The 15,685-nt window shown below is 41.1% G+C and carries 12 protein-coding genes; 7 read left to right on the top strand and 5 right to left on the bottom strand.

The window, feature by feature from the left end:
* Positions 1–336: 336 nt before the first annotated feature.
* Both KGF34_RS08640 and KGF34_RS08635 read right to left on the bottom strand, forming a co-directional pair.
* Positions 337–4,038, bottom strand: coding sequence for an alpha-amylase family glycosyl hydrolase (locus tag KGF34_RS08640; protein ID WP_252558745.1), 3,702 nt, complete (start codon positions 4,036–4,038; stop codon positions 337–339).
* 284 nt (positions 4,039–4,322) lie between these two features.
* On the bottom strand, positions 4,323–4,676 hold the full coding sequence (locus KGF34_RS08635) for a SpoVA/SpoVAEb family sporulation membrane protein (RefSeq protein WP_186936399.1): 354 nt from the start codon (positions 4,674–4,676) through the stop codon (positions 4,323–4,325).
* 227 nt (positions 4,677–4,903) lie between these two features.
* Between KGF34_RS08635 and KGF34_RS08630 the strand changes: the two genes are divergently transcribed.
* Genes KGF34_RS08630 through KGF34_RS08615 form a run of 4 tightly spaced genes read left to right on the top strand, consistent with a single transcriptional unit; the run spans position 4,904 to position 9,718 of the window.
* Positions 4,904–5,863 carry an ATP-binding cassette domain-containing protein gene (locus KGF34_RS08630; protein WP_022233885.1) on the top strand — a complete coding sequence of 320 codons (960 nt, stop codon included), beginning with the start codon at positions 4,904–4,906 and terminating at the stop codon, positions 5,861–5,863.
* Complete coding sequence (locus KGF34_RS08625) at positions 5,863–6,567, top strand: ABC transporter permease (protein WP_022233884.1); 705 nt, start codon at positions 5,863–5,865, stop codon at positions 6,565–6,567. The genes KGF34_RS08630 and KGF34_RS08625 overlap by 1 nt, the downstream gene beginning before the upstream one ends.
* A gap of 14 nt (positions 6,568–6,581) precedes the next feature.
* On the top strand, positions 6,582–8,168 hold the full coding sequence (locus KGF34_RS08620) for a GldG family protein (protein ID WP_252558744.1): 1,587 nt from the start codon (positions 6,582–6,584) through the stop codon (positions 8,166–8,168).
* On the top strand, positions 8,168–9,718 hold the full coding sequence (locus KGF34_RS08615; RefSeq protein WP_252558743.1) for a DUF4340 domain-containing protein: 1,551 nt from the start codon (positions 8,168–8,170) through the stop codon (positions 9,716–9,718). The genes KGF34_RS08620 and KGF34_RS08615 overlap by 1 nt, the downstream gene beginning before the upstream one ends.
* A gap of 85 nt (positions 9,719–9,803) precedes the next feature.
* On the opposite strand, the gene KGF34_RS08610 is transcribed toward KGF34_RS08615, so the two are convergent.
* From KGF34_RS08610 to KGF34_RS08600, 3 genes are all read right to left on the bottom strand, one after another.
* Entirely contained in the window at positions 9,804–10,430 is a 627-nt protein-coding gene (locus tag KGF34_RS08610; RefSeq protein WP_178587504.1) for an SIMPL domain-containing protein, read from the bottom strand.
* A gap of 278 nt (positions 10,431–10,708) precedes the next feature.
* Positions 10,709–11,656, bottom strand: a complete 948-nt coding sequence (locus tag KGF34_RS08605) for a transketolase family protein (RefSeq protein WP_022234134.1) — start codon at positions 11,654–11,656, stop codon at positions 10,709–10,711.
* Positions 11,656–12,504 (bottom strand): transketolase, encoded by an 849-nt coding sequence (locus tag KGF34_RS08600; protein ID WP_022234133.1) that lies wholly within the window; start codon positions 12,502–12,504, stop codon positions 11,656–11,658. Before KGF34_RS08600 ends, KGF34_RS08605 begins: the two co-directional genes overlap by 1 nt.
* Positions 12,505–12,820: 316 nt before the next feature.
* Between KGF34_RS08600 and KGF34_RS08595 the strand changes: the two genes are divergently transcribed.
* From KGF34_RS08595 to KGF34_RS08585, 3 genes are all read left to right on the top strand, one after another.
* Entirely contained in the window at positions 12,821–14,011 is a 1,191-nt protein-coding gene (locus tag KGF34_RS08595; RefSeq protein WP_022233902.1) for a PLP-dependent aminotransferase family protein, read from the top strand.
* A 12-nt stretch (positions 14,012–14,023) separates the two neighbouring features.
* The gene (gene trpS, locus KGF34_RS08590) at positions 14,024–15,022 is read left to right on the top strand and encodes a tryptophan--tRNA ligase (protein WP_252558742.1); all 999 of its coding nucleotides are present in this window, start codon (positions 14,024–14,026) and stop codon (positions 15,020–15,022) included.
* Positions 15,023–15,339: 317 nt separating this feature from the next.
* Positions 15,340–15,564, top strand: a complete 225-nt coding sequence (locus KGF34_RS08585) for a hypothetical protein (protein ID WP_252558741.1) — start codon at positions 15,340–15,342, stop codon at positions 15,562–15,564.
* The last annotated feature ends 121 nt before the right edge of the window (positions 15,565–15,685 follow it).

Below are 15,685 nucleotides of genomic sequence, written 5' to 3'. Positions count from 1 at the left end.
ATTCGTTATTTCATTAATAAAATATAGGTTCTTTAATGGCTGTCGCCTGTTTTAACAAACTTAGTTTTAACACGCAAACAGCGTGGCTGTTTGCGCCTGATAAATTGTTATATCGGAAGATTTTATGGGCGCTGCCCAAACTCGCAATTTTTGAAAAAATTGAGTAAACTTTTTTGTTTTTGGGAGGATAATTTAGCGTTAGCTAAATTTCAATGTCCGACCGACACTCCGCTAAACCATAATTTAACCCGACTTTTGATAAAAAAGCACCGCCCGTAAATTTTCGTTACGGGCGATGCTTTATCAGATTATTTTAAGTTGTCAGCTGTAAATAATTTAAAATTCATCAAAATATCTCGCAATGTACTGCTGAACTCTTGTTACATCCAAGACAGAAATTTTTCCGTCCTTATTAACATCCGCTGCTTCTTTCTGCTTATCGGTAAAACTTTGATTCTGAGCAATATAAAGCTGTATAGCGGTTACATCGTTTACATCTATCTTTCCGTCGCCTGTAACATCGCCGAGCATTACATCATCGTCACTATACAAATATGCCTTTGTATTTTTGTTTATCGCAAGTTTTTCGTAACCCGCAACAGAAGTAACACCGCTCTGAACTTCGCTGTTTCTTACAACTGCCGCAAAGTTGACTTTTAAATCATTGTCAATAAAACCTACGCAAAGAGTTTTAAGATTAAGGTCTACTGTCGTACTGCCTGTACCTATAACATTAAAGTAAGCTCTTACAAATGTCTTTTTGTTTGTAAAGTCCTTAAGGTCAGTAATATCCGTAAAGTTGGATAAGATACGTCCTGTTTTGATGTTTGTAACCTCGTTTGAAACATTCGGCATAAAATCTTTTGAACGGGCAACATCAAGCTTAAGTTTTGAAGAATCGTAATTAAGTGCCCACTCTGCGTTTACAAGTTTCATTGATGACTGCAGTTCATATTCAACACAAAGCTCTTTGTTGTTTACAAGTGTAACCTTTGCACTCGGGAAGTAGTTTGATGTAGCGGTTACATTAAGATTTTTGCTCTCTGTAGGTTTAGCTGTGGTCGGTTGAGTGGTCGGTTGAGTGGTTGGTTTTGCGGTAGTCGGCTGTGTAGGTCTTGCTGTTGTCGGCTGTGTAGCCTGAGAAGCTGTTGTAGGAACAATAAGGCTTGTGATGTCACCGCTTGACATATTGTATGCACCTACAGCTGATGAAACGCTGTTTCTCTCTGCCTTGAATGTAAGCTTTGATGAAGCGTTAAGTGTAGCTGTTGTAACTGTAAATACACCTGTTACATCGTCAGCCTGTGTTGTGTATGCTGTGCCGTTTACTGTTACTGTTACCTTTGAAGCAGGAGCAGCAACACCGCTTACTGTATTCTTGCCCTTAACTGCATAGCCGAGTGCAGGAACATTAAGCTGTAACTTAGCCTTTGCGTTCTGTAATTTTGTTATCATTGCAGTAACCTGATCGTCGTCAGCATCACTGCCCTGTGCAACGAGTGCGTCAACCGACTTCATAACTGATTCAACAGTTGTCCATGAAGATGCTGTGTAATCGGAAGATGTCATTGCTTTAACTTCTCTTCCCTCTTTCTTAAGCTGCTCGAGCGGTGAAGCAGGAGTCTCTACAATCTCAAGGTCATAAGAAGAGAATGCTGTATTCTTAACTGTGATAATTGCGTCGCCTGTAATGCCTGTAATATCAGCTGACTGTACTTTGCCGCCGTTATTGAGCACTACATTGTAAGTTTCTGTTGTATTAATGTCAACATAGTAGTCACCGTTATCATCCTTAGATGTAAGCTGTGTGCCAGGCCATGCACCGAGAAGTGCGTTGCTTGCGCCTGTCCAAGCATATACATAAGGAGCTGAACCGTCAGCTGTCTTTACAACAAGACGAGATGTTGTTTTTACAGGAGCTGTTGAGCCGCCCTGTACTTTTTTCTTGAATGTTGCTTTTGACTCGGAAGAACCGATCTCGTTCTCTGCCTCAAGAGTAATTGTAATTGTATCGCCATCGTAAGCTGTGTTACCGATTGTGATTGTGTCGCCGTCTTTTACGATAAACTTGTTACCGCCGTCAACAGAGCACTTAGCCTGCTCGCACTTGTCAAGGCTTACTGTAACAGTCTGTGTACCTGTAAACTCTGCGTCACCCTTAACAGACATAAGCGGTCTGCCGTCAGGCTCTTCAACGAGGATTGTACCGTTCTTGCCGCTGTTGAATGTAACCTTACCGTTTGATACAACAGCAGATGACTGATCGTAAGCATTTACAAGATACTGACCGTCGCTCCAAGTATCGCCAACGCTGATTGTAACATCAGTATTTGCATTAGCATAGATACAGCCGATTACCTTATCTGTAATGCCGTTCTTGTCATAATCTCTTGCAAAAGCATAACCTGATGTTGATGCAAGGCTTGTGTTAGAGCCTGCACCTACAGAGATGTGGTTGTTACGGAATACACCGACTTTCTGCCAATGCTCAAGAACATTTGTATCCATTGAGTCCCAGTTCATATCACTTCTGAGTGAGTGACCTGCGCCGCCGTTACCGTCGTTAGGAACACCTGCTACCATTGGACGGTTTGTTTCGTCACCGTAGAATATCTGAATTCCGCCCGGGCATAAAAGAAGGCCTGAACCTGTACCTATAAGGTCGCCTCTTGCGAGAACAGAGTCGTGTGAAGATACATAAGAAAGAACATTGAAGCTGTCATCGTTATTGATAGCCTTTGCAAATCCATCATATGTGCCCTTAACTCTGCCTGCGCTTAAAAGTCCGCCACCCTGAGTTGAGAAGTTGATCATTGAATCAAATCCGCCCTGTGTGTAGTAGCCGTCCTTATTAACACCGTGATCCCAACATTCACCTGTCATCCAGAAATCTTCATCCCAGTCTGCGCCCGGCTTGTTAGGGTTGTTTGCTCTCCACTCTTTAAGAGCGTCAACACAAGCATTCTTAAGGTTTTTCCAAGAAGCAAATTCAACGTGTTTTGCGGTATCGCAACGGAAACCGTCAACACCGTACTCTCTTACCCACTCTGAAAGCCAGCCTGCAAGGTAGTTGCTTACAGTCGCGTTTCTGCCTGTTTTGGTGAAGAAGTTATTAATCTTTGCTGTTTCAGAATCAAGTCTGCCCTCTCTGCTCCACTTTTTCTGGAGAATTTTTGGAAGACCTACTGTAGAAGCCTGTTCTGTTTTAAAGTCAGGAAGACCTGCAAGAGATCTTGTGAGGTCACTGCCGCCACCTTCTGTATAACCTGCTACACCGCAACGAATCCAATCAGGACCCCACCAGTTAGCCCAGTCTTCTGCATTTGTATTGTAGTCGATAAAGCTGTGATATGTTTTGTTGTTTACATTCTGATGTGAATAGTATGCGTCTTCCCAGCCCGGTGCTACTGTGCCGTAACCATACTCTGCCATATCGTAAAGCGAGTTGTAACCTGAGTGGTTCATTACGATATCCATAATAACTCTGATGCCGTGCTCGTGAGCTGTGTCAACAAGAGTTTCAAACTCCTCGGCAGTACCGAAGTTTGCATCTGTCTGTGTGTAGTCGAGAACATAGTAGCCGTGGTATGAATAGTGAGCGTAACTTGGATTACCGTCGCTGCCTACCACATAACCGTGTGTCTGCTCATACGGAGCGGAAATCCAGATTGCGTTTACACCGAGGTTATTGAAATAACCATCTTCGATAGACTGTGTAACACCGGCAAAGTCGCCGCCGTGGAAGGTAGCTCTGTCATCAATGTTAGATACAACCTTACCGCTCTGGTCAAGACCTCTGTTGTATGAGTGGTCGTTTGATGTGTTTCCGTTTCTGAAACGGTCGGTTAAGAGAAAGTAAACCGATGCATTGTCCCAAGAAAAGTTATCCTTGCTCTTTGTTGTAGAAGCAGATACTTTTTCTGTAGTATCAACGGTAGCAGCACTTGCCACTGTTGAGAATGCAAAGGTTGTGCTTGACATAACGGTGCAAAGTGCAATTGCAACGCTTGTCGCTTTTAGCATTCCGTGCTTGTTCATTAGTTTGATTACTCCTTTCAAAATTAATTTAAAGGGCAATCTGCCCTATTTTTGAATTTCTGTCATAAATAATATTATCACATAATTATCACAATTACCATAATTTTATTAATTAAAAAATAAATACGGCAATATTTACAAATAATTTGAGCTACTTATGTGTATTATGCCTTATGCTTTGTAAAATTTAGCGGAGTCGACTATGCTTATACGGTGCTTTATGTAAGGTCAAAAAAAGCAAAGGAACCCGACATAACAATCGGATTCCTTTTTGAAAAAATATATTATTTGTCGCCCGACTTAGTGATTAAACCTGCAATCAAGCCAAAGAATATTGCCGCAGAAATACCTGCCGCAGCACTTTTAAGTCCGCCCGTGAGAATACCGAGAGCGCCGTCCGCAGCAAGTCCCTCTTTTACGCCCTGACTCATCAAAAATCCGAAACCGCTGATAGGAACTGCCGCTCCTGCGCCCGCAAACTCGGCGAAGGGTTCATAAAGTCCGACTGCGCCCAAAATCACACCTGCCACCACAAAGCCTGTAAGTATTCGAGCGGGAGTAAGTTTTGTTTTGTCAATTAAAATCTGACCGATTACGCAAATAAGTCCACCTGTCCAAAATGCATTTATATAATCCATAACAATTCCTCTTTACAAGATTTTATTACCTTTAGTTATTTGCAAATGTGCGATTTTTATTCCGAAATGTGACAGAAAAATGAAAATTTGTGTAGTCGCTATGATTTTTCATAAAAAATATACACAAAACTGTTTTTATATAGTATAATATATGCTGTTGCGATATGACTTTGCGGAGTACACAAAGTTTTTATATGCTTACTATTATTAAGGAGTGAACAAGTCACATGGTTGAGGTTAAAAAACTCACAAAAAATTACGGCAACATCAAAGCTGTCGATAATATCAGCTTTACTGTTGGCGAGGGCGAAATCCTCGGATTTCTTGGCCCGAACGGTGCCGGAAAATCTACCACTATGAATATAATCACAGGGTATATTTCTTCCACATCGGGCACAGTAACTATTGACGGAAAGGAAATACTTGAAAATCCGAAAGAGGCAAAGGCAAAAATCGGTTACCTCCCCGAAATTCCACCGCTTTACACTGATATGACGGTGAAAAAGTATCTTGAATTTATGTTTGACCTCAAAAAGGTTAAACTTCCTAAAAAAGAACACATTGAAGAGGTTATGCGACTTGTTCGTATTACCGAACAGGCAGACAGAATTATTAAAAACCTCTCAAAAGGTTATCGTCAGCGTGTCGGTTTTGCCCAGGCTTTGCTCGGCAATCCGCCCGTGCTTATTCTGGACGAGCCGACTGTCGGACTTGACCCTATGCAGATTATCGAAATCAGAAAACTTATTAAAAGTCTTGGCAAAAAGCATACCATTATATTATCTTCTCATGTGCTGTCGGAAATTTCAGCAACCTGCGACAGAATTCTTGTTATTTCAAACGGTAAAATAGTTGCTGATGCAAAGACAGACGAGCTTTCGTCTTCTACCGCAGGCGAAGAAAAACTTGCGCTTGTAGTCGAGGGTGCCGCTTCGGATATTATCTCTGCAATCAAAAACATTCCTGCGGTTATTCGTGTAAATAAAATCTCCGAAAAGAACGGCAACTCGGCAAAATATATGGTTGAGTACGAAAAAGATCACGACGTACGCCGTGATGTATTTAACGCAATGGCAAGAATCGGCTGTCCGATTCTTGATATGCAGTCGGGCAACGAAACACTTGAGGAAATGTTCCTTAAGCTTACTGCTAACGGCAATTATGACACAGTCGGAGGTAAAAAATAATGGTGGCAATTTTAAAGCGAGAGCTTTCTTCTTATTTTAATTCAGCCGTTGCCTATGTTGTAATGGCGGTATATTTCCTGTTTTCGGGCTTGTTTTTCAGTATGATTTGTATTGAAAACGATACTTCAAGCCTTTCCTATGTTTTCGGAAATATGTTTATTATTATTCTTTTTATAATTCCTATTATCACAATGAAGAGCTTTTCAGAGGAAAAGCGTCAGCGTACAGACCAGGCGCTCCTTACATCGCCTACAAGCCTTTTTGAAATTGTAATGGGCAAGTTCCTCGGAGCACTTATTCTCTTTGCAATATGCTCGCTTATCTTTGTTGTATATGCACTTGTAATTTCATTCTTCACTTCTCCCGACTGGGCGGTTGTGCTTTGTACCGTACTCGGACTTTTGCTTTTAGGCTCTGCTCTTATTGCAATTGACATTTTCATTTCTGTACTTACAGAAAGTATGATTATTTCCGCAGTTGCAGGTATGGGCGTAGGTCTTCTTATTTATATGCTAAGCAACCTTTCAAGCAACATCACCGTTGACTGGATCGCAACTATTGTTAAAAAAATTGATTTTCTTACATACTACACAAACTTTACATACGGTATGCTTAATCTTACAGACATTATATTCTTTTTAAGTGTTACGGGATTGTTCTTGTTCTTTACCGCCCGTGTACTTGAAAAAAGACGCTGGAGCTAAGGAGGTAAAGAGCAATGAGCGAATTGAAAAAAGACACCGTGGCAGAAAACACTGCCGAAGTTAAAACAAAAACAGACGACGATAAAGCGGCTAAGACCGAAAAAACCGAAAAGCCTAAGAAAGACAAGAAAAAGGGCGGATTTAAGAATTTCTTAAAATCAAGAAAAGCCCGCCACGGCTCAATTGCGGCGGCAATTGTTGCAATTGTAATCGCACTTGTTATCGTTCTCAACATAGTGGTTTCGCTTCTCGTTGGAAGATTCCCGAATATGGTTCTTGACTTTACCAAAGAATCTTCATTTGCACTTGAAAACGACACTATAGACTATGTTTCTCACATTGACAAAGACATTAAAATCACTGTTCTTACAACAGAAGAAAAGTTTGAGGGTTCGGGTGCGTATTACATTCAGGCAAACAAACTCCTTGAAAAAATGGAGAGCGCATCAAACGGCAAAATCAAACTTAATTACATTGACCTTTCAAGCAATCCGTCTATTTCACAGAAATATTCAGACGCAGATTGGAGCAAAAACTCAAATATGATGATCATCGAGTGCGGCGACCAGTACAGAGTGCTTACAATTGACGACTGCTTTGAATACGACAAGGATTACTATTCACAGTACGGCACTTACTATGTAACATCTTCACTTGTTGAACAGGCCGTTGTTACAGCTATTCTCAATGTTACTACAGAAGACAAAGTTGTAGTTGATATGATTACAGGTAACCAGGAGCAGGATTCGTCGGCAATCAAAACTCTTTTACAGAACAACGCTTATCAGGTAAACGATGTTTCTCTCGCTACAGGCGACCTTGATGAGGACGCTAAGTTTGCAATCCTTTATGCACCGTCTGTTGACCTTGACGAAGGCACAGTCGAAAAGATTTCAAAGTGGCTTGACAATGACGGCAAATACGGCAGAAACCTTATCTTTATCCCTACAGAAAACAATGTAGACACTCCAAACATTGACAGTCTTTTAAACGAGTGGGGTATGCAGGTAAATCCGGGCTATGTTTATGAAACAAGCACAGACCGCCTTGTAAGCAACAGCTCACCGTACATCTTCACAGTTGACTACACCGACTACTACACAACAGGACTTAAAAATCCTAATATCCCTGTTGTAACACTCTTTGCAAGAAGCGTTACACTTTCGGATTCAAGCGTTTCACACGCACTTCTTACAACATCTACATCAGCAGGTATTTACCCAACAGACGCTGATGACACTTGGAATTACAAAAACGGCATTACAGGCGAAAATATTAATGTTGCCGCCGAGGGCGTTAAGTCAAATACAGACAATGCATCTTCAAAGGTAGTTGTTTTCGGTTCATATTCAATGTTTACTTCTGACATTATGTCATACAACAGCTTTAACAATTCAGGCTACTTTATGAATATGATTAACACACTTGCAGATAAGGACGATGCGGGTATTACCATTGAGGGTAAATCAATGCAGAATGCCGAGCTCGGAATTACCGATGCAACAACAAAGAACACTCTCTTCGTTATATTTGTAATCGTAGTTCCTGTTGCAGTTCTCGTAACAGGCATTGTAATGTGGTTACGCAGGAGGAACAAATAATGAAAAAGAATGTTAAACTTCTTATTATAATCGCAGCCGCAGCAGTTGTGCTCGTAGGCGTAATGCTGTTGCTGATATTCCTGCCGAAATCAGGCGATAACGCAGACCCGATGGACAGCATTGACCCGGGTATTGATATGTCAACATCTGTTGATGGAAACGGTATGCACCAGGCAACCATCAAAACAAACGATAAGGGCGAAATTGAAAATAACAGCTACGGTACTTTGCTTGATTATGTGCCTGCAAAGATTTCAACAATCAATGTTGAAAACACATCGGGTACACTCGACATAAAGTCTGAAACTCCCGTTGATGATAACGGCAAGACAGAAAAAACCGTTTATACTCTTGTAGGCTTTGAAGATTTTGATTTGCAGACAGGCTACGCCGATGCAATCGCAAACGATGCTGCGGCACTTGATTTCAGCAAAGTAATCAGCCTTGACGGTGCAAAATCTTCGGAGTGCGGTTTTGACAATCCGAAAGCAACAGTCCTTGTTACATATACAGACAACACAAAGGCTAAATTCATTGTAGGCGGCAATGCTCCGTCATCGGCAGGAACATATGTAAAGTTCGGTACATCTGACACAATCTACCTTGTAGAAAGTGATGCCGTAGACTCGTTCTCATACAGCCTTACCGATATGTTCTCAAAGGCAATCAATGATGCCGCATCGGATACAGACAATTCACAGTTCAGCAAAATTACACTTTCGGGTAAAAACTTCCCGCAAGCCGTAGTTCTTGAACCGAACAACGACGGAAAGAACTCCGCTGCAACAGTTATCACTTCACCTAATAAGGCTTACGCAAGCGAAGATGCAAGCAGTAAGGTATCAGGTGCAATCAGAGGCTTGTATGCCAAGTCGGTAAAAATGGTAAAACCGTCCGACGCTCAACTCAAAGAACTCGGACTGGCAGATCCGTATGTAACTCTTGAGGCTGTGTATCCGGACACAACAATAAACCTTATTGCATCACAGCCTGACGGCTCGGGCAATGTAAACATTATGGAAAAGGGCGGAAAAGTTGTTTATTCAATGGCATCCGCAAACTTGCCTTGGGTAGATATGAGTTACGAAAAACTTTCGTCAGAGTATGTTCTCCATCCGCTTATGACGGCTGTTTCCACACTTACGGTAAACAACGGTTCCGACACTTATACCTTTGACATAGGCACAAAGGAAACCGCTACAACAAACGATGACGGCGAGGAATCAACTACAACCACAACATCTGTAATGTACGGTGACAGTGAGATTAACTCATCATACTTCTCAACATTCTTCCAGAACCTTACATTACTTAAGAAAAGCGACACAAGCAGTGACAAGCCAAGCGGAAAGGCGGTATTTACAGCCGAGTACAAATATACAGACGGCAGTACAGATACAGTTAAATTCTATGATGCAGGCGGAAACAAATACCTTGCAGAGGTAAACGGCATAAGCGTAGGACACCTTTACAAGACAAATCCAAGTAAACTTATAGAACAGGTTAAAACTGTAGCAAATAATAAAGAGGTTTCAGACTTCGCAATATAATTTGTTATAATTAAACGCTGCACAGCCCGATTCAAGAAACGAATCGGGCTGTGTTTTTGCTCTTTTATCTTTATTGTATTTTAAATTACTCAACAATCCAAGTAACCGTCACCTTTTCCTCTTCCGTACTAACAGGTGACTTTAATTTGTCTGATAATTTATACGATGGACCTGCACTAATCTTATGTACTCCCTCGGCAAGCATGTGAATTTCTTCATCATCATCTCTATTCGGACCTTTTATGGTATCTATTCCTGTAATTTTTTCTCCAACAGACTCTGCGATTGCCTCTGCCTTCGTCTTTGAATCAAGCACCGCCTCTTTTAAAAGTTCTTTATGTATTACATTTATATTTGAAATGCCATAATCACAATCTACATCTGCATTAAAATTCTTGTTCTTTATAAATGACATAATAAAATTTAAAAATTTCATATCAAATGCTGAGTAAATGTTTATTTCTCTGCTAGCATAAAAATTTTTTTCGCCCTCATCATAATACCTCGCATCAACCGAAGTATCGCCCAAAACTATATTCTCAATATCAACGCCGTTCTCATCGAGTACAGAAAGGAACTCCTCACATTGGTTCATCACCTTTTCGAGTGCCTCTGTCGTTGAAGTTTCGCGAGTTCTAAAATCAACAGTAATTTTCATCACATCGCAATGACATACTCGCTTTGCATTGCCTTCAATAGTAAGTTTTCCCATAGTCATATCTCCTTTATAGTATTATAAGAATAGTTTTATATTCTCTATCCTTATCTAAAGTATAACAACTAAGGTGTCCAATAAGCAGTACTTTGCTTTTATAATTTCAAATTTTCCCAAACCCGTAACCCTTTAAAAAGGGTTGACCTAAATTTTGAATTTATTAAACTAAACTTTGTGTGTTAAACCACACTTCTTACTATTAACACAACATTTCACAAGAAAAAACCGCCCGACAATTTTGTCGAGCGGTAAATACAAATCTATTTGATTTTAAATTACTTATCCTGAGCAGCTGCTTTGATTTTCTTTGCAAGATGCGGAGCTGTAAGCTCAAACTTATCGAGAAGCTCAAGTGCAGGGCCGCTGTAACCAAAGCAATCGTTTACGCCAACCTTTGTTACCTTAACAGGATATTCCTCACTTACTACAGAACATACAGCGTCACCAAGACCACCGATTACATTATGCTCTTCAATTGTAATAATTCTGCCTGTTTCTTTTGCAGCCTTAACGATGATTTCTCTGTCGATAGGCTTGATTGTGTGAATATTAATAAGGCGAGCGTTAATGCCCTCTTCCTTAAGCTGCTTACAAGCCTTAAGAGCCTCATTTACACAAAGACCTGTTGCAATAACTGCCACATCGTCACCGTCAAGGAGTGTAATACCCTTGCCAAGTTCAAATGTATAAGTTTCAGGGTCGTTAAAGCTCTCAATAGCAAGTCTGCCAAGACGGATATATACAGGGCCGTCGTACTCGATAGCTGCCTTTGTTGCAGCCATCATCTCGTAGTGGTCGGCAGGGTTGATAACTACCATACCCGGAATTGTACGCATAATACCGATATCCTCAAGGCACTGGTGAGTTGCGCCGTCTTCACCTGTAGAAATACCTGCGTGGCTGCCTGCAATCTTAACATTAAGGTGCGGATAAGCAACCGAGTTTCTGATCTGTTCAAATGCTCTGCCTGTTGCAAACATTGCAAATGATGCCGCTACAGGAATTTTGCCTGCTGCCGCAAGACCTGCCGCAACGCCTACCATATTGCCCTCAGCAATACCGCAGTCGAAAAATCTTTCGGGAAATTCCTTTTTAAAAATACTTGTCTTTGTTGCCGCTGCAAGGTCAGCGTCAAATACAACGATGTCCTCGTTAGTCTTAGCAAGCTCGCAAAGTGCCATACCAAAGCTCTCACGAGTAGCAATTTTCTTTGATTCAGCCATTAGCAATTGCCCTCCAATCTGTCAATTTCAGCCTGAAGCTCGGCTGTAGCCTGCTCGTACTGCTCTTTGTTAGGAGCTGTGCCGTGCCAGCCAACCTGATTTTCCATAAATGAAACGCCCTTGCCCTTTACTGTCTTTGCAAGGATAGCAACAGGCTTGCCCTTAACTTCTCTTGCCTTGTTAAGTGCGTCCTCAATCTGATTGAAGTCATGACCGTCTATCTTAAACACTTCAAAACCAAAACTCTCAAACTTTTTGTCGAGCGGCTCAATACCTGCAACTTCGTCAACTGTACCGTCAATCTGTAAACCGTTCTGGTCAACGAAAATCACAAGATTGTCAAGCTTATTGTGAGCGGCAAACATAGCAGCCTCCCATACCTGACCTTCTTCAACCTCGCCGTCGCCGAGTACAGAATATACACGGTAGCTCTTGTTGCTGATTTTTGCGGAAAGCGCCATACCGCAAGCCGCAGAAATACCCTGTCCGAGTGAGCCTGTGCTCATATCAATGCCGGGTGTGCCCTTCATATCAGGGTGACCCTGTAACATTGCACCTACATGACGGAGCTTTGAAAGCTCGTCCCATTCAAAATAGCCCTTAAGTGCAAGAACCGCATAAAGGCTTGGGCAACAATGGCCCTTTGAAAGAACAAAACGATCTCTGTCCTCCCACTTAGGATTCTTAGGGTCAACATTCATTTCCTTAAAGTAGAGATATGTGAAAATATCCGCTGCCGAAAGGCTACCGCCCGGATGTCCCGACTTAGCACAAAAAGTGCCGAGAATTGCTCCCATTCTTGCCTTTGTTGCAAGGATTTGGAGCTGCTTGATTTCTGAACTGTCCATTCCATTATCCTCCTGATTAACCTTAATATAAGTAATCAATTTCATATACATAGTAACATAATTGCAATAATTTATTTTTCGATATTGGAATTAAAGCGCATTTTCATTAATTATGTCGGAACTTTCTTTAATTATTTTTACAACAGACTGAAATTGCAGATTATTTGTTTGTATTTTTAGCATAATTTTCAAAAAATTACGGCATAAATTGTAGCTTTTCCCTCTCGGTGCTTGAATATTTTTGCCTATCGTGTTACAATAAAATATATTGCTTTTTGACTTTATCAGTTAAAAATGCAAAAAGGAGATTTTTTAAATGGAATATACATTTTCCGACAGGGTTTCTAACCTTAAGCCAAGTGCAATCAGAGAGATTTTTAAATATGCGGCAGACCCCGAGGTTGTATCGCTTTCTGCGGGCAACCCTTCCCCCGATGCCTTTCCCGCAAAGGAAATAGCAGAGATTTCCGCAAAAGTTCTTGCCGAAAATCCTATTTCCGTATTACAGTACAGCGTAAGCGAGGGCTACACTCCCCTGCGCCGACACCTTACCGAATATATGAAAAAAGAACATAACATCGGCAGAGAGGGTGACGATATTTTAATCACCACAGGTGCACAGCAGGTTATGGATTTATGCTCAAAGGCTCTTGTAAACGAGGGTGATGTGGTTATTTGCGAAGCGCCGTCTTTTATCGGTTCTCTCAACACATTCAGAAGTTACAACGCAAAACTTGTCGGCGTTCCCGTTGAGCCTGACGGAATGAGCATTACCGCCCTTGAGCAGGCGCTTAAAGACAACAAAAACGCAAAATTTATTTATACAATACCAAATTTTCAGAATCCGTCGGGCGTTACAATGAGCCTTGAAAAACGCAAGGCTGTTTATGAGCTTGCAAAAAAGTACGGCATTCTTATTCTTGAGGACAACCCTTACGGAGATTTAAGATACAGCGGCGAATTTATCCCAAACATCAAGAGCTTTGACGAGGACGAAATCGTAATTTACTGCGGTTCGTTTTCAAAGGTAATTTCACCGGGTATGCGTGTTGCTTACTGCATTGCGCCAAAGCAGATTTTCCAAAAGCTCGTGGTATGCAAGCAAGGCAGTGATGTTCACACCAATATATGGTCGCAGTATGTTTGCGATGAGTTTATTACAAAATATGACTTCAACGCACATCTTGAAAAATTACGCAAGCTATACACTAAAAAAGCACAATTCTGTATGGATTTGCTCGACAAATACGCAAGTCCCGCAATTACTTATCATAAAATTGACGGCGGACTTTTCATTTGGTGCGACCTGCCCGAAAGCATTGATATGCCGTCATTCTGCAAAGAAGCCGTGCTCAAAAAGGTATGCGTAGTACCGGGCAATGCATTTCTTACAGACGAAAACGAAAAGTGCAACAGTTTCAGAATCAACTTTTCAACACCGACCGATGAACAGCTTGAAAAAGGCATTAAGATACTCGGCGAGCTGGCAAACAGCAAGCTGAAATAAAGGAGAATATTTATGGAAAACGAAAAGAAACAAATCGCATTCAGTGCTATTCAGCCGAGTGGCACAATAACACTTGGCAACTATCTTGGTGCTATCCGCAATTGGGTTACTATGCAGGACGAGTACAACTGCATTTACGCTCTTGCCGATTTACACACCATTACGGTAAGACAAGAGCCGGCTCAAATGAGAAAAAATATTCTCGACGCATACGCATCAATTCTTGCTTGCGGAATTGATACAGAAAAGAGCCTTTTCTTCATTCAGAGCCATGTGCACACACACGCAGAAATGGCATGGGTGCTCGACTGCTACACACAGTTCGGTGAGCTTTCAAGAATGACACAGTTTAAGGACAAGTCGGCAAAGCACGCAGACAACATAAATGCAGGCTTGTTTACATATCCGTCACTTATGGCAGGCGACATTTTGCTTTATCAGGCAGATAAAGTGCCCGTAGGTGCAGACCAGCAGCAGCACATTGAGATTACAAGAGATATTGCAACCCGTTTTAACGGTCTTTACGGCAATGTTTTCAAAATCCCTGAAGGATTTATTCCAAAGAACGGCGCAAGAGTAATGAGCTTGCAGGACCCGACCAAGAAGATGAGTAAATCGGACGAAAATGTAAACGGCTGCGTACATCTTCTCGACTCACCTGAGGCAATTATGCGCAAATTTAAGCGTGCGATTACCGACAGTGAGGCTCATGTTCACTACGGCGAGGGCAAAGACGGAATCAACAACCTTATGGGTATTTACAGCACAATCACAGGTCTTAGCTTTGAGCAGATTGAGCACGACTTTGAGGGCAAGGGATACGGCGACTTTAAGACAGCTGTCGGCGAGGCAGTTGTAGAAGAACTCCGTCCTATTCGTGAGCGTTATGAGTCATATATCAAGGATAAGGCTTACCTTGAAGAGTGCTACCGTAAAGCGGATGAAATTGCACTTAAAATCAGCAGTCGTACAATGAATAAAGTTATGAAAAAGATTGGCTTTATCTTATAATATTATTTAGATTAAGCGTATTTCAATGATAAAATATTGTTTTTACTAAAGCAAAATAATATCGTCCGAGTTTGACCTTTGCTGCAAATTCGGACGATTTTTGTTGTATAATAAATGTATATTTTTGAATTAAAACGAATATTTATTGATTGTTAATTTTATAAATATTCATTTTGAGTGTTGTAAAATTTAGGTTTTCGACATTTAATTATAAAAGTTTGGTCAACCTTTTCAAAGGTTGTGGGTGTGGGCAAAGCCCACAAATACTTTTCGTTTACACAATCTAACGATAGCCAAACAGCCTGCTGTTTGGCGGCTTGAATATAACTGCGTTAGCTTTTGCGAGAGCAACAAAAGAAAATACACTTCCCTTTCACGGTCAACGCAATGCTTTGACCGTGTTTTTAGCTTTTCCGGTTACAATGGCTATTGCCTGTTTTAACAAACTTAGTTTTAGCACGCAAACAACTACGCTGTTTGCGCCTGATAAATTGTTATATCGGAAGATTTTATGGGCGCTGCCCAAACCCGCAAGCCTTTAAAAAGGCTTGACCTAAATTTTTTAATCATTTGACCTAAGCACCGTGTTAAACCACAGTTTTTTTAATGACCTAACCGACAATCTTTTAACACATTTATAACAAATTGTTAATAACTACAAGC

The sequence above is a fragment of the Ruminococcus sp. FMBCY1 genome (genome assembly GCF_023921805.1).
In the GTDB taxonomy this organism is placed as follows: Bacteria; Bacillota; Clostridia; order Oscillospirales; family Acutalibacteraceae; genus Ruminococcoides; species Ruminococcoides intestinale_A.
Note: the sequence above shows the minus strand (reverse complement) of the source record. Positions and strands in the feature narration are given on the sequence as shown.